Origin of the sequence: Microbulbifer sp. MKSA007, from assembly GCA_032615215.1 — a bacterium.
In the GTDB taxonomy this organism is placed as follows: domain Bacteria; phylum Pseudomonadota; class Gammaproteobacteria; order Pseudomonadales; family Cellvibrionaceae; genus Microbulbifer.
The window spans coordinates 168,421-188,710 of sequence record CP128433.1; the positions used below are offsets into that span (position 1 = coordinate 168,421).

Here is a 20,290-nt window from a genome sequence, read left to right on the forward strand (position 1 = left end):
CTCCGGATCAGTATCTGCTGTGGGCAAAGGGACGCAATTATAGCGGCAGCGGCTCCTGTGCTTAAAGCGCTATAGCCGCTTCGGAGGTGTCAATGTTCATTCTCGAACTAGATAGCCGTCTCAAAATGGCTTTTGTGGATAGGAAGTAATTCAGTGGATATTAAAGGGCGCCTTGCAGTAGGGGCACTGAAAATCATTGGCAAACTGCCGTTGTCTTGGTCGCGACGCCTCGGTTTACTCGTTGGCAAAATTGCTGTGTGGACGCGCTCCGAGGGGCTGCGTCTGAGCCGTATAAACCTGGAGTTGTGCTATCCGGCCATGGACCCAAAGCAGCGCGAACGGCTCGCCAGAGAGAGCGTGATCAGTACTGCAATGACCGGCTTTGAGATGGCGGCCCTATGGAACACCCCCTGGGCCAAAAGTAAGAATGCGATTGTGGGAGTGCGCAACCAGCACTTGCTCGACGGGAGTGAAGAAGGCAGGACCGGCACAATTGTACTGATGCCGCATACGGGCAATTGGGAAATTTTTGGCTTGCATGTAGGCACCCTGGCTCCCTGCACAGTGCTATACCAGCCTCCCAAAATTGAAGCCTTGGACCCGGTTATTCGCAATGGGCGGGAAGTGACCGGTGGCAAGATGGTTCCCACCAACGTACATGGGGTTCGCTCGCTACTTAAGGCTCTCAAAGCCGGTAATTTTGCCCTGATACTTCCCGATCAGGAGCCGGATATGGGCGGTGATTTTGCTCCTTTCTTTGGCCGCCCGGCCCTGACGATGACCCTCGCCCACAACTTGATTCAGCGCACCAACTGCCATGTGGTGTTTGGTTTCGGCAAGCGCGTTGAAGGTGGATTTGAGCTGGTATTTGTTCCTGCGGAAAAGGCCATTTATAGCGATGAGCAGAAAGTTTCCCTGGCGGCGATGAATCGGGGAGTGGAGGCCTGTATTGCCCAGGCACCAGAGCAGTATCAGTGGGAATACAAGCGCTTCAGGAAACAGCCGGAAGGCAAGAGTAAAATTTACCGCAAGAAAAAGTAGGGGCTCTTCATAGAAGCCCCCACATAAAATTATTTAAGTCGCGTGCCGGAAAGCGACCACAACCGGCATGCGTGCCGCGCGCCAGGCTGGGAAGAAGCCGCTGATAAAACCGATCACCAGCGCCAATACGGCGCCCTGCACAAACAGGTCTGGGGACATCTCAAAACTGAACACCACCTGGGTAAAACTGCCTCCCAGAGTTGAGGTGTTGAGACCGTCGAAAAACAGGTAAGCAGCCAGGGAACCCAAAAGCCCGCCGGCAAGGGCTAAAACCATTGCCTCAGCAATAGTGCCGCAGAACGCGGAGAAGTTGCTGAATCCCAACGCGCGCAGCGTGGCGATTTCACGAGCCCGGTCCGCTACCGAGGTATACATGGTGTTGAGAGCTCCGGCCAGTGCGCCTAGCGCCATCACAGAGCTGATGATCCAGCCAAAAGTAGCGATATATTGCAGCTGTTTACCCTGGCTGGCGAAGTACTCCTGTTCGGTTTGCGCTTCCAGGTTTAGGCGGGGCTCGCGTTTGATGGTTTCCTGAATGGGCTTGAGATCGCCGTCATTCTCCAATTGCAAACGGATTGACTGGTAGCTGTTGCCGCGGTTGTAGTGACTTTGGATAATTTTGATATCTGCCCACAGCTCGCTCTCAAATATATTACCCCCTGTGGAAAAGACCCCAACAACTGTCCACAGGTTTTTGCCAAAGCGCACTTCTTTACCGATTTCGAAACCATTAAATTCACGCAATACCCCTTCACCAACAATCATTTCGTTAGTGCCGGGAGTAAACATACGCCCCTCTACCATACGCATGTTATTGCGCATGGCCATGCCGGTTTCATTGAGGCCGCGCAAGGGGATATTGGCTTCGGTGCCGGTGGATTTCTTCAGGCCATCGACAATAACGTAGAGCTCCGGTGATACCAGCGGGCCGTTCGTATCCCTGGCAACACCGGCCGATTCCGCAATCAGGTTGACCTGGTCCTGCAGGATTACAGAGTTGATTTCACTGGCAGACCCCTCTCGCATCAGGATTGCGATCTGGCTGGAGCCGGCCCCACTCATGGTCGCCTCAAATCCCTTGGCCATAGCGAGAAACGCCAGCAGGATTACGACGACAACTGCCGAGGCAAATACCATGGCCAGTGACATCCACAGGCGCCGGCGCAGGCTGCCCAGATTCATCAGGGTTACCGAAACAATTTGAGCAATAAGAGAACCCATAATTTCTTCTCCTTTAAGGTTTCCCCAGTGAAAACCATTGTGTAGTTTCAGTGGGGCACCAGTTTATTGTTGTCGGTTAAATGCAGTTACTATGTTAAGTCGCAGAGCCTGAAAGGCTGGCATCAGCCCGGTAATCAGACCCAACAACAACATAAATAGAATGGCTTGCAGGGCGATATCCCCATCCAAAATCAAGTTGGGCAAAAAGCGGGCAAGGAAGGTTTTTACCCCTTCGACCAGCAGCCAGGCTGCGGCCAGGCCGGAAAGGCCGCCGACAAAGGCAATTAACAGGGACTCCGACAGCACCATTCGGAAAATACGGGTGCTGGAAAAACCCAGGGTTTTTAATACGGCAATTTCCCCGGTACGCTCGCGAATAGCTAGCGCCATAGTGTTGCCAACCACTACCAATATGGTGAAAAAGGCAGTAAACACCACAGAAAAAATAATTAAGCCAATATTTCCGATTTGTTCAATAAAGGCTTTATTAAAGGCTTTCTCGGTACTGGTATCGGTTTCACTCTGCGAGTTGGCAAAATTGTCATCGATAGTTTTTGCGACGTTTTCATTGATGGCGGGATCATCGGTTGTTAGTGCCATCCAGCCAATCCAGTCGCCACCGAAAGTCTGTGTCTCCATAAAATATTTATAATGAAACAATAATTGGCGTGTATCGTACTGTTCCGTATCCCCTTTAAAAATCCCGGAAATTACAAATTCCCAGGTGTAGCCACCTTCTTTGTGCGAAAAAATATTGGAGGATAAAGGAATCCTATCGCCCACTTTCCAGCCGTAAATCTGCGCGAGTTTTTCCCCAACCAAGGCCCCTTGCCGATTGTTAAACCAGGCCTGCTTTTGTTCCTCGGGAATAACAATTTCTTCATAGACTTTTAAATAGGATTCTGGATCTACAGCCATTGAAACGACCTGCCGGCTGGGTTCCTGAAAATAACCGCCAAACCAGTTGAGATGAGTTACATGTTTCACTCCCTCGACGGCTGCAACCTTTTGCACATAGGCAATGGGTAGTGACTGGGTAAAGTTAATTCTATTGAATACCACCAGACGATTATCAGCGGATAATTCCACGCTGGAATTTAATGCGGACTTGAGGCTGGTAACCGCACCGAAAATCAAGAAGGCGATAAAAATAGCAAAGCAAGTAAGGAATAGCCGCAAGGGCTTCCTTGTCATATTTTTAAAAACCAAATAAAAATCACTCATGCCACTATTTCCCTCTGCACAAATTGTCCTTTATCCAGATGCAGGGTGCGCTTGGCGTATCTTGCAGCCGCGGGATCATGGGTAACCATCACGATGGTTTTGCCGTGATCGCGGTTTAACAATTGCAGCATTTCCAGTATTTCATCTGCTGTGGCCCGATCCAGGTCACCGGTGGGCTCATCACACAGAATCAGTTTTGGATCGGAAACGATGGCGCGAGCGATGGCAACACGCTGTTGTTGGCCGCCGGACATTTCACTGGGCATATGTTTTGCCCGATCACTTAATCCCACCAGGGCCAGTGCGGTTTCCACATTGTGGCGGCGTTGAGATTTGGACAGATTTGTCAGCAGTAGCGGCAGCTCTACATTGCGCTGGGCATTGAGCATCGGCATTAAATTGTAAAATTGGAAAATGAAACCAATATTTCTCGCTCGCCAGCGGGTTAGGGCGCCTTCATTGAGGGAGTCAATGCGCTCGATGTCAAACCATATCTCTCCACCGCTGGGTTGATCGACGCCGCCCAACATGTTTAACAGCGTTGTTTTACCGGAGCCCGAAGGCCCCATAATGGCAACGAAATCACCGCGATCAATTTCCATATTCAGGGATTCAAAAATGGAAATGGTCTCTTTGCCCTTGGTAAAACTTTTGCTGACATCCTTCAGCTGAAACAACACTTCCTCTGACATCTCAAATTCCCTCTTATAAATACTGTTGTGTTTTTATTGGTGTTTGCTAGGGAGCTGCGGCCTCGCCTGCGAGGAAGCCCACCTTAACGCCCATATCCGGCAGGATTCGAGCATCTTTGTCGTCGATAGCGATTCGTACCCGGACAGTCGCCTTGGCTCGATCGGCCGTTGGAATGATGGCGATAACGGTAGCTGGAATGTCCCAGTTCGGGTAGGCATCCAGGTTGGCGTTAACTTTCTGTCCCTTGGCGACCCGGCCGATAAAGGCCTCGTTCACATCCACTTCGATTTCGAGTGAATTCATATCCACGATGGTACAGATTCCAGTACGGGTAAAACCTCCGCCGGCAGAGCTGGGGGCAACTATCTCGCCAGGTTGTGCATTTTTTGTAGTGACTACGCCGGCAAAAGGCGCGCGGATAATATGATCTGCCAGGCGTTCGCGCTGCCTCTCAGCTTCAAGAATGGCGACTTGAATATTGGCGCGGGCACTTTTTAAGTCTGCCCGTAACCCCTCTACCGAGGATTCACTTTGGGTGAGCTGCGCTTTGCTGGAATAATTTTTGTCTCGAAGTCCGGCAAAACGCCGATATTGGCGTTCAGCCTCTTTTAACTTCGCGTGAATACTCGCTTCCTTGGCTTGAAGCACTTGAATTTGTGCCTGGGCAAAATCCAGCGCGACCCGCGCTTTGGCATCATCCAAGCGGGCCAGAACCTGCCCCTCCTCGACCTGCATTCCTTCTTCGACATCCACACTACTGATCAGGCCCATTACTTCAGCAGAGACGGTAGCCATGCGCCTTGGTGTGATATAGCCGGAAGCATTGAGAATGGTCTCGTGAAATTTTTCCTCCCTGGGAATTAAGCTGAGAGTTTTGGCTTGAGGTTCGCTACTTTGGGGGAGCACTGGTGTACTGTCTTCTGCAAATAGAGAAGCGCCGGCAAGGCCTATAACTATGCCAGTAACTAGGCCGACAGATGCCGCCAATATAACTTTGCGCGATGGGGAACTGGGTTCGGGCGCTGTTTCCCGATCAATTTTGAGTTGACCGAGCAGCGCACTAGTATCTCTGCTCATACAGCCTGTTTTTATTAGTTACTTCCTGTAAACAGCAACTGTGGCAGAAATTAAAAAATATTGCCACGCGTTAGCGTGGCCATGACATCTTGTGTTGTTAGTGGCGCCAAAAAGCCGGGGTAAGTAGTACTAGCAGGGTAAAAATTTCCAAGCGTCCCATCAGCATCGCCAGGATGAGAAACCATTTGGCGACTTCATTAACCGCACCATAGTGGGCAGCGGCTTCGCCGAGGGCGGGTCCGATATTACTCAGGCAGGAGGCTACTGTCGTGACGGAGGTCACAAAGTCTTCACCGGTGGCGATGACTATAATGGCGAGGATAAAAAAGGATGAAACATAGACCGCAAAGAAGCCCCATACTGCGTCGGTAACTCGATCGGGGACAATTTTGCGGTTGATCTTGATAGGGATAACCGCATTGGGATGTACCAAGCGATTCAGCTCGCGCATGCCGGACTTCATAATCAGCATACCGCGCACCGCCTTAATGCCCCCTGAAGTGGAGCCGGCACAGGCACCGAGAATACCTAACAGCAAGAGGACGTAGGGTAAGAATACTGGCCAGGCTGAGAAATTTTCCGAGGCGAAGCCGGCAGTGGTGCTGATCGAGACCACCTGGAAGAAACCGTGTAGCAGGCTGTTACCGGGGGAGAAGATATTCAATATCCACAGGTAACAGCTGATCAACAGGCCGGCACCGAGAATCAGCATAACGTAGAAGCGGAATTCTGAGTCGCGCCAATAGTGGCTGAGGGTCCTGTTGCGAAATGCGAAGAAATGCAGACCGAAGTTAATGGCAGCAGTAAACATAAACACGATACAAATAATCATGATCGCACGGTTGTGGGCGTAGAACCCCATACTGGCATCGTGGGTGGAGAAGCCTCCATTGGCCACAGTGGAAAACGCATGGCCAACGGCGTCGAATACCGTCATGCCGGCCCACCAGTAGCCGATGCCGCAGAGGATTGTAAGAATCACATAAATAACAATTAGTGCCCGTGCTGTCTCGGCAATACGTGGGGTCAATTTGGTATCTTTTACCGGGCCGGGAATTTCCGCCTTATACAGCTGCATACCACCGATACCCAGCATCGGCAGGATGGCCAGGGCGATAACAATTACGCCGATACCGCCAAACCACTGCAACTGCTGGCGGTAGTAGAGAATGGCAGGAGGCAGTGAGTCCAACCCGGTAATCACCGTGGCGCCGGTGGTTGTTAGCCCTGAGATGGATTCAAAAATAGAGTCGGTGATACTCAAGTCAGGCTGTGGGCTGATAATAAAGGGCAGGGCACCGAAGCTGCCCAGTACCAGCCAGAACAAAGATGTCACTACGAACCCGTCCCGGGTGCGCAGGTCTTCGCGCAAATCGTGCACTGGCAGCCACATGAACAGGCCGGTGATCAGAGTGATGACGAAAGCTGCGACAAATGCGCTATGAGTACCATCTTCATACCAAAGGGATACGCCAATCGGCGGCAGCAGAGTCAGGCTGAACACCGTCAAGAGAATTCCAAAAACTCGCGCAATTACCGCAATTCGCATTGGCGCCTATCAGCCTATCGTTATTTGTTGCAATGTTATCTGGACGGCGGAGACCGTTATCGCCGGAAAACGAAAATATTATTTGCTCAGAAAAAGCCAAAACCAACTTGGAACAGTTGTTCTACATGGCGGGTCTGGCGGCGGTCGATAAGGAAGACAATCACGTGGTCATCGCTCTGCACAATGACATCATCGTGTGCCATCAAAACTTCGCTGCCATTTTCCGTTTCCCGTACTATGGCGCCAATCGAGGCGCCCTCAGGTAAGTCGATATCTTCGATCTTGCGCCCCACCACCTTGGAAGTGCGCTCGTCACCGTGGGCGATAACTTCAATGGCTTCAGCTGCACCTCGACGCAGGGAGTGGACGTTGACCATATCTCCTCGGCGCACATGGGTGAGCAGGCTGCCAATCGTATTTTGCTGCGGTGAAATGGCAATATCGATTTCACCGCCCTGTACCAGGTCCACATAAGCGCGGTTATTGATCAGGGTCATCACTTTGCGTGCGCCCAGACGTTTGGCCAATAGTGACGACATGATATTAGCCTCGTCGTCATTGGTAAGGGCAAGAAAAACATCGGTATCTTCGATGCTCTCTTCCAGCAGCAACTCCTGATCGGAGGCGCTGCCGTGCAGGATAATGGTGTGAGACAGCTCCTCGGATAAAAATACACAGCGCTTGTGGCTCTGCTCAATAATTTTTACCGAATAGCGATTCTCAAGCCGAGTGGCTAGGCGCAAACCAATATTGCCACCGCCGGCGATCACTACTCGTTTATAACCGTGTTCCAGTCGACGCAGTTCGCTCATTACCGCGCGAATATCTGCTCGCGCGGCGATAAAGAACACTTCATCGCCGGCTTCAATCACCGTATCACCCTGGGGAATAATTGGCCGGTTGCGACGATAAATCGCAGCAACCCGGGTATCTACCTTGGGCATATGCTCGCGCAAATAGCGCAGTTGGTGCCCAACAAGAGGCCCGCCCTGAACGGCTAAAACCGTTACCAGCTGTACGCGACCGCCGGCAAAATCTAACACCTGCAAGGCACCGGGATGTTCCATCAGGCGGGAGATATACTCTGAAACCAGTTGCTCCGGGCTGATCAGTACATCGATAGGGATGGCCTGAGTATCGAATAATTCCGGGTATTGCAGGTAGGAAGAGGCCCGTACCCGGGCGATTTTGGTGGGTACGCGAAACAGAGAGTGCGCAATTTGGCAGGCCGCCATATTGGTCTCATCGTTATTGGTGACTGCAACCAGGATATCCGCATCCTCAATCCCGGCTTCCATCAGAATATCCGGGTGAGAGGCGTGGCCCAGTACCACGCCGATATCAATGCGGTCGCGCAGTTCGCGCAGGGTTTTCTCGTCGCTGTCCACCAGGACAATATCATTGCGCTCGGAGGCCAGGGCCTCCGCCAGAGAGCCGCCCACCTGGCCGGCGCCGAGAATGACAATTTTCATATCGGATGAGACTCGCGACTAGCGACGCCGTTATTCAGCTTTGCTCAGCAGAGCGTAGTAGAAACCGTCACCGCCGCCGGTTTGGGGTAGAAGCTGCATACCGGCAACTTGTTTCTCACCCCAGGGCTTATCGTTTAGCAGTTCGGGGGTATTGTCGCTCGCATCCTCAGTCTCCGCAATGAACGCTGCGACGACTTCACTGTTTTCCGCCGGTAGGCTGGAACAGGTGGCGTAAAGCAACTGCCCACCCGGTTTAACCAGGGGCCACAGAGCGCGCAGGATCTTGCCCTGCAAAGCCACTAACTCGGCAATGTCTTCTTCCCGGCGCAATAGTTTGATATCCGGGTTGCGGCGAATTACCCCGGTTGCCGAACAGGGTGCGTCCAGTAGTATCTGGTCGTATTGCTGCCCGTCCCACCACTCATTCGGAGACGTGGCATCGGCACAAATAAGCTCGGCACTCTGCCCGTTGCGCTCGAGGTTTTCCTCGACCCGCACAAGGCGGTCCTCCTCAATATCCAACGCGCTCAGCTGAATGCTGGATTCCTGCTCCAATAAGTGGCAACTCTTGCCTCCAGGTGCCGCACACGCGTCCAACACCCGGGCATTTTCCTGCGGCTGTAACAGCAGCGCCGCTAATTGTGCGGACTCATCCTGAACACTGACCAAGCCCTCGGCAAAGCCCGGTAGCACTGTGACTGAAACCGGCTCAACCAGGGTGATACCGACCGGAGAAATAGTACAGGGCTCGGCGGAGAGGCCGGTTTCGTCGAGCTGTTGTAAATAATCCGCGCGCGAGATCTTGGCGCTGTTTACCCGCAAGGTCATGGGTGGGTTGGCATTGTTGGCGCGGAAGATGTCTGACGCCTTCTCAGGCCAGGCGGCTTTAATCCGCTGCTGTAACCAGGCCGGGTGCATAGAACTGAACTGTGGATTGCCGGACAGTTTGCGCTGAAGCTGCTCACTGTTGCGCAGGGCGTTGCGCAGCACCCCGTTGATCAGCCCGGTCGCTCTGTCCAGACCGAGGCTGCGTGCGGCATTGACGGTTGCAGATATGGCGGCGTGATCGGGTATGCGAGTGTACTCGAGCTGGTAAATGCCCAGCAGGATCAGTGCATTGATCTCAATATCCGAGACTTTTTTACGCAGCAACTTGGCGGCGATCAATTGCAGGCGCGGTGCCGTGCGGGCACTGCCGTAACAGAGCTCCCGCAACAGAGGGCGGTCGCGCTCCTCGACTTTGTCCTCGGCGGCAGGCAGAAGTCTTGCCAACGAGCCACGTTCTTCCAGCAGTGAGGCGATAACTCGGGCGGCCTCGGCGCGTACATCTCTGCTCATAATTATCCCAGTTTGGTACCCGGGGCGAACTGCTCCCGGTAGCCTTTCAAAATTTCTGCTGCGGGAAGCGCTTTTTTACCCGGTAGCTGTATTAATTGGAGGCGCAGGGCCTCGCGGCCGCAGGCCACTAAAATACCTTCGTCGTCACTGGAAAGAATGGTACCGGGCTGATCACTGTGGCAGCCCTGTTCGATGGCTGCGCTATAGATACGCAGGCGCTGCTCGCCCTTCTTATCCCGATAAGTGCTCCAGCACACCGGGAAGGGGTTAAAAGCGCGTATCAATCGATGCAGTTCAGCAGCGGGGCGCTGCCAGTCGATCTGCGCCTCTTCCTTGGTAATTTTGTTGGCGTAGTTAGCCTGGGTATCGTCTTGTACCTGAGGGTTGGCACTGTCACTTTCCAGTAGAGCCAAGGCCTGGAGGAGGGATGGGCCGCCGAGTTCCGCCAGCTTATCGTGCAAACTGCCACCGGTATCGGATTCGGTAATGGCGCAGCGGTTTTCCACCAAAACCGGGCCGGTATCCAGACCCGCCTCCATTTGCATAATGGCGACGCCACTTTCATTGTCGCCTGCTTCCACCGCGCGTTGGATCGGCGCGGCACCGCGCCAGCGTGGCAACAAAGAGGCGTGCACATTGATGCAGCCCAAACGCGGGGTATCCAGCACCACCTGCGGCAGTATCAGGCCGTAGGCCACCACCACCATAATATCCGCTCCAAGGGCAGCGAGCTCCGCCTGGGCCGTCTCGTCGCGCAGGCTCAGGGGTTGGTACACCGGGATATTGTGGGAGAGTGCCAGCTGTTTCACCGGGCTGGCGAGCAATTTCTTACCGCGCCCAGCCGGCCTGTCCGGTTGGGTGTAAACGGCAATGACATTGTGCTCGCTGTCGAGCAGCGCTTGCAGGTGCACAGCGGCAAAGTCCGGTGTGCCGGCAAAAATAATATTCACTGACTTGCTCTCAGGTAATGGGGGTGGGAGAGCTGCCGTAAGGCGGCAGCTCCAGGCTCCTGCGGCTGGCGCAGATCAGGCGCGGCGGCGCTGGGATTTTTCCAGCTTGGAGCGGATGCGGTTGCGCTTCAGTGGCGAGACATAATCCACGAACAGCTTGCCGTCCAAATGATCGACTTCATGTTGGATACAGACCGCCAACAATCCCTCGGCCTCAAGGGCAAAAGGTTCGCCATTGCGGTCCAGGGCTTTAACACGCACTTTGCGCGGGCGCTCCAATGTTTCGTAGAAACCGGGAACTGACAGGCAGCCCTCGTCGTACTGGTGGATCTCCGGGTCCAGCACTTCGATCTCAGGGTTGATAAACCCGAGTGGTTCATTGCCGTCTTCAGAGATATCCACCACTACAATGCGCTCCTGCACATTGACTTGGATGGCGGCGAGGCCGATGCCGGGCGCGGCGTACATGGTTTCAAACATGTCGTCGAGCAATTGGCGGTGGGCGTCGGTCACTTCAGCGACGGGTTTAGCGACCTCGCGCAGGCGCGGGTCGGGAAATTCCAGTATCTCGAGTTTAGCCATAACACCTGTGACAAACTTCTAGTATTCGTTGAACGTGCGCTGATAACATTATGATCGCGCTCAAAATTTACCGAGTGGACCCCTGTTTTTGCTGGCGCTATGCGCCCGGGTCCGGTCTCGCTCCCTTCACGGGAGTGGCCCGGCGCTGAGAATTATAGCGATAAAGAGCATAGGAATGCTTCCATGAAAAAAATTATCCTGGCCGCGATCTCGATGTTAGCGGTTGCCCTTGGTGTCGAAGCACAGGATCAGGTTCGCCTGAACCCCAGTCACCCCGACGCTTATGTGGTGCAAAAGGGCGATACGCTCTGGGATATTTCCAGTCAATTTCTGGTGCAACCCTGGTACTGGCCGGAGATTTGGCAAGTGAACCCACAGGTGGAAAACCCCCACCTGATTTATCCAGGAGATAGCCTGCGCCTTGTTTACATCAATGGCCAGCCACAATTACAACTGCAGCGCGGCCCCCGGGCGTATCAACTATCCCCGGGGATTGATGGTAATCGGTTGTCGCCCTCGATCCGTCGCGAGGCGGTAGAAGACGCGATCTCGGCGATTCCGCTGGATGCGATTAATGCTTTCTTATCCCGTACCCGTATTGTGGAGCCCGGTGCTTTTGAAGGTACTCCTTACATTGTTTCCGGCTCCGATGACCACATTCTGATGGGAGCGGGTGACACCATCTATGCGCGCGGTAATTTTGGTGCTCCACTGCCGTCTTATGGCATTTATCGCCCCGGCCCGGTCTATACAGACCCTGTATCCGGAGAAGTCCTCGGTCGACAAGCCCTCGGTGTAGGTTCTGTCGACTTGCTGCAGTTGGACCCAGACAACAACCCGACCTTTTCCGTTGCGACTATGGGCGTGCGCAGCACTGCCCGTGAGGTTCGCCTTGATGATCGGTTGATGCCGGTGGAGGAGCGCTCAATTGAAGCCCTGTTCCACCCCAGCGCGCCCACTATCGCTATCGATAGCCTGATTGTAGGAGTCGATGAAGGGGTTACTCAAATTGGTAAATTTGATGTCGTAATTCTCAATGTCGGTGATCGGGATGGACTGCTGCCGGGTAATGTCCTGGCGATATACAAAGCGGGTTCAACAGTGCGTGACCGTATTGCTGGTGACGTAGTGAAGCTTCCAGATACCCGTGCCGGTGAGCTGATGGTATTCCGCACCTTTGAAAAAATGAGCCTAGCCCTGGTACTGGACGCCCGTCGTCCGCTGGCAGTGATGGATATGGTGCGCAACCCCTAAGCGATCCCAGAAAATCTCGCGGCTGGTGTTGCTGTTTGCCCTGCCGCACAACCTTCAAAACAGAAAATGGTAAGTCGCATGGATGCATTGACCGCTACTATGGCGTTGCTGCGTCTCGAGGGAATTGGCCCGGCTCGCTACTGGCAATTACTGGAGCACTTTGCCACTGCCGAAGAGGCTCTCCAGCAGTTTCCTCAATCTCTTCTGCAAAAGTTATCACCGCGGGCCCAAAACCAGTGGCGGGAATTTTCCAGCCGATCTGCCGCCAGTGAGCTCGCTGATTGGGTTGAGCTTGAGCGAGCCCGCTGCGCAGATCTGGGCGTGCAGCTGATTTGTCACAGCGATCCCGACTATCCCGCCCTTTTATCGGAGACGTCGCGCCCCCCGCCTGTGCTTTATATCCGTGGTGAAAAAAGCGCTCTAAATCTACCGCAGGTAGCGATGGTGGGTGCCCGTCGGGCCACTGTGGCGGGTCTGGATAATGCCCGGGCCTTTGCCGCGGAATTGGCAGGTTCCGGATTTGCTATCACTTCCGGGCTGGCTCTGGGCGTGGATGCCGCAGCTCACCGGGGGGCGCTGCAGGGAGCGGGCTCCACGATCGCAGTTTTGGGTAGTGGAGTTGACCGCATTTATCCAAAACATAATCGCTCCCTGGCGGAGGATATTCTCTCTGCAGGCGGTGCTCTAATAAGCGAATTGCCTCTTGGCAGCAATGCTGAAGCGAAGAATTTTCCTCGGAGGAACCGGATTATCAGTGGCCTTTCAATGGGGGTATTACTGGTAGAAGCAGCAATGCGCTCAGGTTCTCTGATTACGGCACGTTTGGCGCTGGAGCAGAATCGAGAGGTTTTTGCGATACCAGGTTCTATCCACAATCCAATGGCCAGGGGTTGCCACTACCTGATTAAAGAAGGTGCGACACTGGTTGAAACCAGCGCAGATGTAGCCGGCCAGCTCGGCGGTTTACTGGCAGAGCCCACACCCACTGAACTCCCCCCGGTAAACCACTGCCCGAGCTTCAGCAACATATCATCAGAGCGCTTGCCGGAGGGCCTCGGAGTATCGAGCTATTGTCTCGTGATACCGGGATTGAGGCGGGTGAATTGATGGCTGTATTGATGGAGTTGGAGTTAGAGGGCTTGGTAGAGCAATTCACAGGGTCTTACCAGCTAACAATGAAGGGCAGCCGTTATACAGAAGGGAAAAAACTGGCTAAACCCCCTGCGGAGCCAGTGAGCCTCTAAAGGTCTTGCTCGGAAGTTACGGAAAGAATTAGTAAGAATCCCCTTGTTTGATGGTGTAGCCGCCGATCAATTCGCGCAGTTCTGGGACAGCGCTAATACTCAGTGGATTCCAAAAGTGGAGTCTAATTATGGCGGATAAACCCAAACTCACCACTGATGCCGGCGCTCCGGTTCCCGATAATCAAAATAGCCTTACAGCGGGGCCAGATGGCCCACTATTGATTCAAGATTATCAGCTTATCGAAAAACTGGCGCATCAAAATCGTGAGCGTATACCCGAGCGGGCGGTACATGCCAAAGGTTGGGGCGCCTATGGGGTTTTGAGGGTAACCGGTGATATTTCTAACTACACCTGTGCCCGGGTGCTGCAGCCTGGAGCAGAGACCCCACTGTTGGCTCGATTTTCAACTGTGGCCGGCGAGTTAGGTGCAGCTGATGCGGAACGGGATGTTCGTGGTTTTGCACTGAAGTTTTATACGGAGGAGGGCAATTGGGATTTGGTCGGCAACAATACGCCGGTCTTTTTTGTACGAGACCCCTACAAGTTCCCGGATTTTATCCACACACAAAAACGCCACCCCCGCACTCACTTGCGCTCCCCTACGGCCATGTGGGATTTCTGGTCGCTGAGCCCCGAGAGTCTTCACCAAGTGACCATACTATTCTCCGATCGCGGTTTGCCCATATCCCCGTTGCATATGAATGGTTATGGCTCCCATACCTTCTCACTGTGGAATCACAATGGAGAGCGCTTCTGGGTCAAATTTCATTTTAAGACTCAGCAGGGACATAGGTACTTCACCAATACGGAAGCTGAAGCTGTGATTGGACGCTCCAGGGAGAGTTACCAGGAGGCGATGTACAGCGCGATAGAAAATGGGGAATGCCCGAAGTGGACATTCCAAGTTCAGGTCATGCCCGAGGCAGACCTTGGCAAAACAAGCTACAACCCCTTTGACCTCACCAAGGTTTGGCCCCACGGTGATTACCCTCCCATCGAGGTGGGAACCATGGAGTTGAATCGCAACCCGCAAGACTATTTTGCAGAAATCGAGCAGGCAGCTTTCTCTCCATCCAATATCGTACCGGGTATCAGTTTCTCACCGGATAAGATGTTGCAAGCGCGTATATTTTCTTATGCCGATGCACACCGTCACCGCTTGGGGACTCACTACGAGAGTCTTCCCGTGAATGCTCCCCGCTGCCCGGTCCATAATTATTACCGGGATGGTGAAATGAATAGTACGGGTATCCGAAGCGGCAACCCGGATGCCTTTTATGAGCCCAATAGTTTTTCTGGACCAGAGGAGGACCCAAAAGCGAAAGAACCCCCGTTACCAATATCCGGTGCGGCAGATAGATATGACCACCGCAAAGGCAATGACGATTACAGTCAGGTTCGAGCGCTCTTTGATTTGTTCGACGATGAACAAAAACAGCGCTTATATAACAATATTGCAGAAGCGATGGCGGGTGTACCGGATGAAATAATTCAGCGACAATTGGCTGAGTTCCACAAAGTACATCCCAGCTATGCGTCAGGGGTAAAAATGGCGCTTTGAGGAGCTGTTCGCAGGCCCTGTTTAATATAAATTGCCACAGCCTTTGCTCAAATAGAAAGCTGGGCTGAGCAAGGCGGTTACAACTTGTGCGCAGTTGGGCAATCCGCTAGATTGCAGTGGTTTACCTCGCTCGGCAGTAAAGTAAGTCGAAAGAGAAGCCTTTTGGAGCGATCCTCGTGGATTTTGACTTCGATCTGCCTGTAGGAAAAGTTGCCTGGCGCCTTGGATAAATTCCATCTTCCGTTGCAGCAAGATTGGCAGCGGCCTAAAAATGAAGTAAGACCAGCTTAAAAATGAAGTATTCACCGCTTTCCGTAAAACAGGCTGCCCGCGCCCTGGCAGCGGGTGGTGTTATTGCCCATCCCACTGAATCTGTATGGGGCTTGGCTTGCGACCCCAATAACCTGCTGGCTGTCAGGCGCTTGCTACAACTCAAGCATCGCCCACTTGAGAAGGGTTTGATCCTGGTCTCCGGTGACAGAAGACATTTTGATCCGCTCCTTAGAAACCTTAGTGATCAACAACAGGAGCAGCTGGATTGCAGCTGGCCGGGACCGGTGACATGGCTCGTACCCCATCGGGGCTTAATTCCTGCCTGGGTCTGTGGAGTACATAAATCTGTGGCCCTGCGCTGCACCGATCACCCGTTTACTGCTGCGTTAACACGCGCCTTTGGCGGTGCTATCGTATCCACTTCAGCAAACCCGGCCGGGTCTCAGCCCGCCCGTAATAAGTACCAGGTACTACGCTATTTCGGCCGCGACCTCGACTTTGTCGGCGGCGGCTCGACCGGCGGCCGCAGCGCCCCCAGTGAAATTCGCGATCTGCAAAGCGGCCGTGTGCTGAGGGCGGGTGCCTAACCTCAAACAGAGACGTAGTTTTCGCCTATGAGTGATATCGATACCAAGGAAGTAAAGGCCTATCTACTCGGCCTACAAGACCGTATTTGCAATGCCCTGAGCGAAGAAGACGGTCAGTCATTTCGTGAGGATAACTGGGACAGGCCCGGTGGTGGCGGTGGTCGAACTCGAGTGCTGGAAGAGGGGAATCTGATCGAAAAAGGCGGAGTGAACTTTTCCCATGTTTATGGGGATGGACTCCCGCCTTCGGCCACGGCTAATCGCCCCGAACTGGCCGGTTGTTCTTTTGAAGCAATGGGCGTCTCCTTGGTCATTCACCCGCGCAACCCTTACGTACCCACTAGCCATGCAAACGTGCGTCTATTTGTGGCGAAAAAGCCAGGAGCTGAGCCCATCTGGTGGTTTGGTGGTGGCTATGATTTGACCCCGTATTACGGCTATCACGAGGATGCCGTACATTGGCACCAAACGGCCAAGCAGGCCTGTGAGCCTTTTGGCAGGGAGGTATACCCTCGCTTTAAGCAGTGGTGTGACAAATATTTCTACTTGAAGCATCGGGATGAAGCTCGGGGAGTCGGCGGACTCTTTTTCGATGATTTTAACGAAGGTGGCTACGACAATGCTTTTGCGCTTATGCGCGCTGTTGGCGATAGTTACTTGGAGGCTTATCTACCCATTGTGCAGAAGCGCAAAGAGGCTGCTTACGGTGAGCGCGAGCGTGAATTCCAACTCTACCGCCGTGGGCGCTATGTGGAATTCAACCTGGTCTTTGATCGTGGCACTCTGTTCGGATTGCAAAGTGGTGGGCGTACAGAATCCATTCTGATGTCCTTGCCGTCACTGGTGAGTTGGAAGTATGACTGGCAACCAGAGCCGGGATCTGCGGAAGAGAAGCTATACACTGATTTTCTGCCACACAGAGACTGGGTATAGCCAAGCAATTTGTCACAATGGAGGTTTGTTGTGCACCCATCGCGATTGGAAGGAATCAACTCCCTGTTTCTCGATTACAGGCGGCATTTTGAAACGGGAGATGTTGAGCAGATTGCTGACTTTTATCGTTTCCCACTGCACTACTACCGGGAAGATGGCGTAAAGCTCACCGTAGAACGGGATGAGTTTATCCAGCAGGTGGTTAAGCTCCTCAATGCTTATCGACGCCTTGGTGTCTGTCAGATTCTCGGCACTGTTACCGAGGTGATAGAGCTGAATAATTACAGCACCCTTGCGAGCTTGCGCTGGACCCTGTTACACCCGCAGGGGGAAGAAAAGGCGGTAGAGCTGTACAGCTCACAAACCCGCTATTTAGTCACCGAAGCTGCCGACGGCCTCAAAATTGACGGTTTAATAATTGTCGATGAAAGTGCCAAGATTCGTGAGGCAGCGAGAGAGCGCAAAAGGGCGGAATCATGAGTGACCGCTATGCGGTGGTGGGTAACCCTATAGAGCACTCCCTCTCACCGGAGATACACCGAGCCTTTGTCGCGCAAACAGGCGAGGATATCGATTACAGGAAACTGCTTGCCCCTCTGGATGGCTTTGTTGATTACGCGCGAACATTTTTTGCTGAGGGTGGTTGTGGCCTCAATGTGACGGTGCCCTTCAAGCTGCAAGCATTTGAGATGGCGGATAACTTGACCGAGCGGGCTGCGTCAGTGGGAGCGGTGAACACCTTGGCACTGGCCGAAGGTGGAAAGATTCTCGGCGACAACACCGACGGGACCGGCCTGGTATTTGATATTTGTACCAACTTGGGCTGGGAAATTAAGGATCGGAAAGTTCTCTTACTGGGAGCTGGCGGAGCCGCCCGGGGAGCATTGCTGCCAATCCTTGCGGAAAAACCAGCACATTTACATATTGCCAACCGCACCTCAGAAAAAGCGGTACAGCTTGCGGCAGAATTTTCCCAGTTGGGCGAATTAAGTGGTGGCGGCCTGGAGGAATTGAGAGGCTGCTACGACCTGATTATCAATGCGAGTTCCGCAAGCCTTGGCGGTGTGCTGCCGCCGCTTCCTGAAGGCTGTGTCGCCAGTCATGGTAAAGCTTACGACATGATGTACGCCGCCGAGCCAACGCCTTTTTTACAATGGGCGCGTGGACAGGGCGCAGAGAGTGCTGATGGCCTTGGGATGTTGGTAGAGCAGGCCGCTGAGTCATTTTTACTGTGGCGTGGTGTACGTCCTGAAACAGCGCCGATCATGGCCAAGTTGCGCCGGGCCCTCAATCAGACAACCGATAATTAAAAGAGAGAAAGCGTTGTGCGTGATATTGTGCGAAACCTGTCGATTTGTTTTGCTGTGGGGTGTTTCGGTGGGCTCTGCTATGCCGTGGGGCTATGGGCCATGGGGCGGTATGGCTTCACCCAGTTTCTAGGGGTAGATTTGGCGCCATCCCTGAGCAATGCCTACCTGTACCAGCGCGTAGTTTGGGGTGGAGTTTTCGGGCTGCTGTTTTTGTTGCCTTTGCGCAACGCCTGGTTAATAAGGGGCTTCCTCTTATCCCTGGTGCCGGCAGGGTTGATGCTGTTGTATCTTCTGCCGCAGAGAGGTTATGACTACGGTGCTCTGGTACTGGGACAAATGACGCCCCTGGTTATCGTTCTAGCTTGTGCCATTGGCGGCATAGGTGCATCGGCACTGCTGCGGCTACAGGGTAAATAGTGAGGAGGCCTTGGTTGCCAAGGCCTGCCACATCACTGTTTAAATTCGATCTCAACCAGGCTGCAGCTTTGGGTATATCCCATAGCCCGCTTGATTGTGGGGAAGACCGACGCGGTAGCGACGCTGACCCCCAGCTCGATTCTCTGTCGGTTATCCAGTTGTGCACCTATCCGTTCATTGAGAACAGGATCGATCGTTTTGTAGCTGGCCACGGCTGTTGCAAAATCAAAAATGTCCTGCAAGTTCTCAGGCAGGCCGCTGCCGCCTTGGATACAAGCTTTCACCAAGTGGGGTTCAACACCAGCCTCTAGGGCCATACGCACATTCAGTTGCAGGCACATGCCGCAATCAGCTACTTGCATTGCCGCTATCTTACTCACCCAAAAAACATCAATAGGTAAAAACTCCCTGTGCATGGATAGGGGCTGAAAATTTCTAAATTTTTCAAAGCCTTCAGGAGAGCCCTGAAGAAACTCGCGCAAGTAGTCCATGTCATAGCGGTATTTTTGGGAGAAGGCCTCCATTTCCTGGAGGTATTGCTCTTTCGACATAGTTTGGCTCCTAATCAAGTCGGATTGAGTCACAGACCATCGGCCTACAACGCCAAGTCTTATGTAAAAGCCTGATAGGTAAAAATTAGTTTCTATCGGATATTTCGATAGGTGGGCTGTAAAAGTTACCGTAGAGTCGCCGGGCCTCTCGGGCAAACCATTGCGCAGCTAAGCCTTGTGGCGTCTGCTTGGACCAGAGCAGATCCACACCGAGGCTCCAGGTATTGAGAGAACCGGTTAAGTTGAGCTCAACCAACCTGCCGCTTTTTAAAAAGGGCCGGGCCAGTTCGTAGGGCGCATTGACCCACCCAACCCCCTTACATGCCAGATCCAGGGCCTGTAGCAGAGAATCACTCCGCCAAGTCTGTGCAGAGAGCTGCCAACGGTACCTTTGGGATTCTGGTGCTGTGGTGATCTGTCGGTGCTGGGCCGCTTCATTCAATGAGGATTGTTTTTTCTGGGCAAGGGGATGTTCCGGGCAGGCCAGGCTAAGTACCCGCTGTTGTCCCAGGTTACTGGTATCCAGCGAGCTGGGATAGGAATCCCTTGAGGTGACAAAGGCAAAATCGGCTTCACCCAGTGTCACCTGCTGGACTGCTTCCTCCCCAGTAACACTGCCGAGCTGAAGCTCAGTATGCGGAAAGCGCTCGCTGAAAGTTACCAGCATATCGTTGAGTCGATCTGGCATTACCAGCTCTTCAAATAATATATTGAGCTGGGGCTCCTCTCCCCGCTGGAAGGAAATTGCCGCTTGTTGGAAGCGCTGCAACTGCCCCAACGATTGACGTGCTAATGGTAGTAATGCCAAAGCGGCGGCGGTGGGTTGGGGATATTTCCCTTCGCGGTTAAATAGAGTCAGCCCCAGGTCGAGTTCAAGATTTTGAATCAAGCTGCTTACAGAAGACTGAGCCCGGCCCACTTCGCGAGCAACCGCCGAAAAAGATCCGACTTCACAGGAGCGCACAAAAATATGCAGCTGGTCCATATTCAGGTTAAGCATAGCGGGGAGCCG

21 protein-coding genes are annotated in these 20,290 nt (G+C 53.3%); 10 read left to right on the forward strand and 11 right to left on the reverse strand.

Annotated elements, in window-relative coordinates; all coding sequences use genetic code 11:
- Nucleotides 1-153: 153 nt before the first annotated feature.
- On the forward strand, nt 154-1,041 hold the full coding sequence (locus tag QT397_03335) for a lysophospholipid acyltransferase family protein (GenBank protein WNZ56411.1): 888 nt from the start codon (nt 154-156) through the stop codon (nt 1,039-1,041).
- A 33-nt stretch (nt 1,042-1,074) separates the two neighbouring features.
- Here the strand turns inward: QT397_03335 and QT397_03340 are convergent, their stop codons facing one another.
- From QT397_03340 to def, 9 genes are all read right to left on the reverse strand, one after another.
- Entirely contained in the window at nt 1,075-2,262 is a 1,188-nt protein-coding gene (locus QT397_03340) for an FtsX-like permease family protein (GenBank protein ID WNZ56412.1), read from the reverse strand.
- A gap of 63 nt (nt 2,263-2,325) precedes the next feature.
- Entirely contained in the window at nt 2,326-3,486 is a 1,161-nt protein-coding gene (locus QT397_03345) for an FtsX-like permease family protein (GenBank protein WNZ56413.1), read from the reverse strand.
- A complete protein-coding gene (locus QT397_03350; protein ID WNZ56414.1) occupies nt 3,483-4,178 on the reverse strand; it encodes an ABC transporter ATP-binding protein in 696 nt (231 codons plus the stop codon). Before QT397_03350 ends, QT397_03345 begins: the two co-directional genes overlap by 4 nt.
- A gap of 46 nt (nt 4,179-4,224) precedes the next feature.
- Complete coding sequence (locus QT397_03355; GenBank protein ID WNZ56415.1) at nt 4,225-5,256, reverse strand: efflux RND transporter periplasmic adaptor subunit; 1,032 nt, start codon at nt 5,254-5,256, stop codon at nt 4,225-4,227.
- Between the two features lie 97 nt (nt 5,257-5,353).
- The gene (locus QT397_03360; protein WNZ56416.1) at nt 5,354-6,805 is read right to left on the reverse strand and encodes a TrkH family potassium uptake protein; all 1,452 of its coding nucleotides are present in this window, start codon (nt 6,803-6,805) and stop codon (nt 5,354-5,356) included.
- Between the two features lie 86 nt (nt 6,806-6,891).
- Entirely contained in the window at nt 6,892-8,277 is a 1,386-nt protein-coding gene (gene trkA, locus QT397_03365; GenBank protein WNZ56417.1) for a Trk system potassium transporter TrkA, read from the reverse strand.
- 30 nt (nt 8,278-8,307) lie between these two features.
- Complete coding sequence (rsmB, locus tag QT397_03370; GenBank protein WNZ56418.1) at nt 8,308-9,615, reverse strand: 16S rRNA (cytosine(967)-C(5))-methyltransferase RsmB; 1,308 nt, start codon at nt 9,613-9,615, stop codon at nt 8,308-8,310.
- Between the two features lie 2 nt (nt 9,616-9,617).
- A complete protein-coding gene (gene fmt / locus QT397_03375) occupies nt 9,618-10,565 on the reverse strand; it encodes a methionyl-tRNA formyltransferase (GenBank protein WNZ56419.1) in 948 nt (315 codons plus the stop codon).
- Between the two features lie 75 nt (nt 10,566-10,640).
- The gene (gene def / locus QT397_03380; GenBank protein ID WNZ56420.1) at nt 10,641-11,147 is read right to left on the reverse strand and encodes a peptide deformylase; all 507 of its coding nucleotides are present in this window, start codon (nt 11,145-11,147) and stop codon (nt 10,641-10,643) included.
- 183 nt (nt 11,148-11,330) lie between these two features.
- On the opposite strand from def, the gene QT397_03385 reads away from it, so the two are divergent.
- From QT397_03385 to QT397_03425, 9 genes are all read left to right on the forward strand, one after another.
- Nucleotides 11,331-12,401: a LysM domain-containing protein gene (locus QT397_03385; GenBank protein ID WNZ56421.1), complete on the forward strand. Its 1,071-nt coding sequence runs from the start codon at nt 11,331-11,333 to the stop codon at nt 12,399-12,401.
- Nucleotides 12,402-12,479: 78 nt separating this feature from the next.
- Complete coding sequence (gene dprA, locus QT397_03390) at nt 12,480-13,508, forward strand: DNA-processing protein DprA (protein ID WNZ56422.1); 1,029 nt, start codon at nt 12,480-12,482, stop codon at nt 13,506-13,508.
- On the forward strand, nt 13,433-13,645 hold the full coding sequence (locus QT397_03395) for a hypothetical protein (protein WNZ58612.1): 213 nt from the start codon (nt 13,433-13,435) through the stop codon (nt 13,643-13,645). The genes dprA and QT397_03395 overlap by 76 nt, the downstream gene beginning before the upstream one ends.
- Nucleotides 13,646-13,773: 128 nt before the next feature.
- On the forward strand, nt 13,774-15,207 hold the full coding sequence (locus QT397_03400) for a catalase (protein WNZ56423.1): 1,434 nt from the start codon (nt 13,774-13,776) through the stop codon (nt 15,205-15,207).
- A gap of 293 nt (nt 15,208-15,500) precedes the next feature.
- A complete protein-coding gene (locus QT397_03405; GenBank protein ID WNZ56424.1) occupies nt 15,501-16,067 on the forward strand; it encodes an L-threonylcarbamoyladenylate synthase in 567 nt (188 codons plus the stop codon).
- 27 nt (nt 16,068-16,094) lie between these two features.
- The gene (hemF, locus tag QT397_03410) at nt 16,095-17,000 is read left to right on the forward strand and encodes an oxygen-dependent coproporphyrinogen oxidase (GenBank protein WNZ56425.1); all 906 of its coding nucleotides are present in this window, start codon (nt 16,095-16,097) and stop codon (nt 16,998-17,000) included.
- Between the two features lie 30 nt (nt 17,001-17,030).
- Nucleotides 17,031-17,480 carry a hypothetical protein gene (locus tag QT397_03415; GenBank protein WNZ56426.1) on the forward strand — a complete coding sequence of 150 codons (450 nt, stop codon included), beginning with the start codon at nt 17,031-17,033 and terminating at the stop codon, nt 17,478-17,480.
- Entirely contained in the window at nt 17,477-18,310 is an 834-nt protein-coding gene (gene aroE / locus QT397_03420) for a shikimate dehydrogenase (GenBank protein ID WNZ56427.1), read from the forward strand. The genes QT397_03415 and aroE overlap by 4 nt, the downstream gene beginning before the upstream one ends.
- A gap of 15 nt (nt 18,311-18,325) precedes the next feature.
- On the forward strand, nt 18,326-18,727 hold the full coding sequence (locus QT397_03425) for a hypothetical protein (GenBank protein WNZ56428.1): 402 nt from the start codon (nt 18,326-18,328) through the stop codon (nt 18,725-18,727).
- A 32-nt stretch (nt 18,728-18,759) separates the two neighbouring features.
- Here QT397_03425 and QT397_03430 read toward each other — a convergent pair whose 3' ends face one another.
- Entirely contained in the window at nt 18,760-19,278 is a 519-nt protein-coding gene (locus tag QT397_03430) for a hypothetical protein (GenBank protein ID WNZ56429.1), read from the reverse strand.
- Nucleotides 19,279-19,363: 85 nt separating this feature from the next.
- On the reverse strand, nt 19,364-20,278 hold the full coding sequence (locus tag QT397_03435; protein ID WNZ56430.1) for a LysR family transcriptional regulator: 915 nt from the start codon (nt 20,276-20,278) through the stop codon (nt 19,364-19,366).
- Nucleotides 20,279-20,290 lie beyond the last annotated feature (12 nt).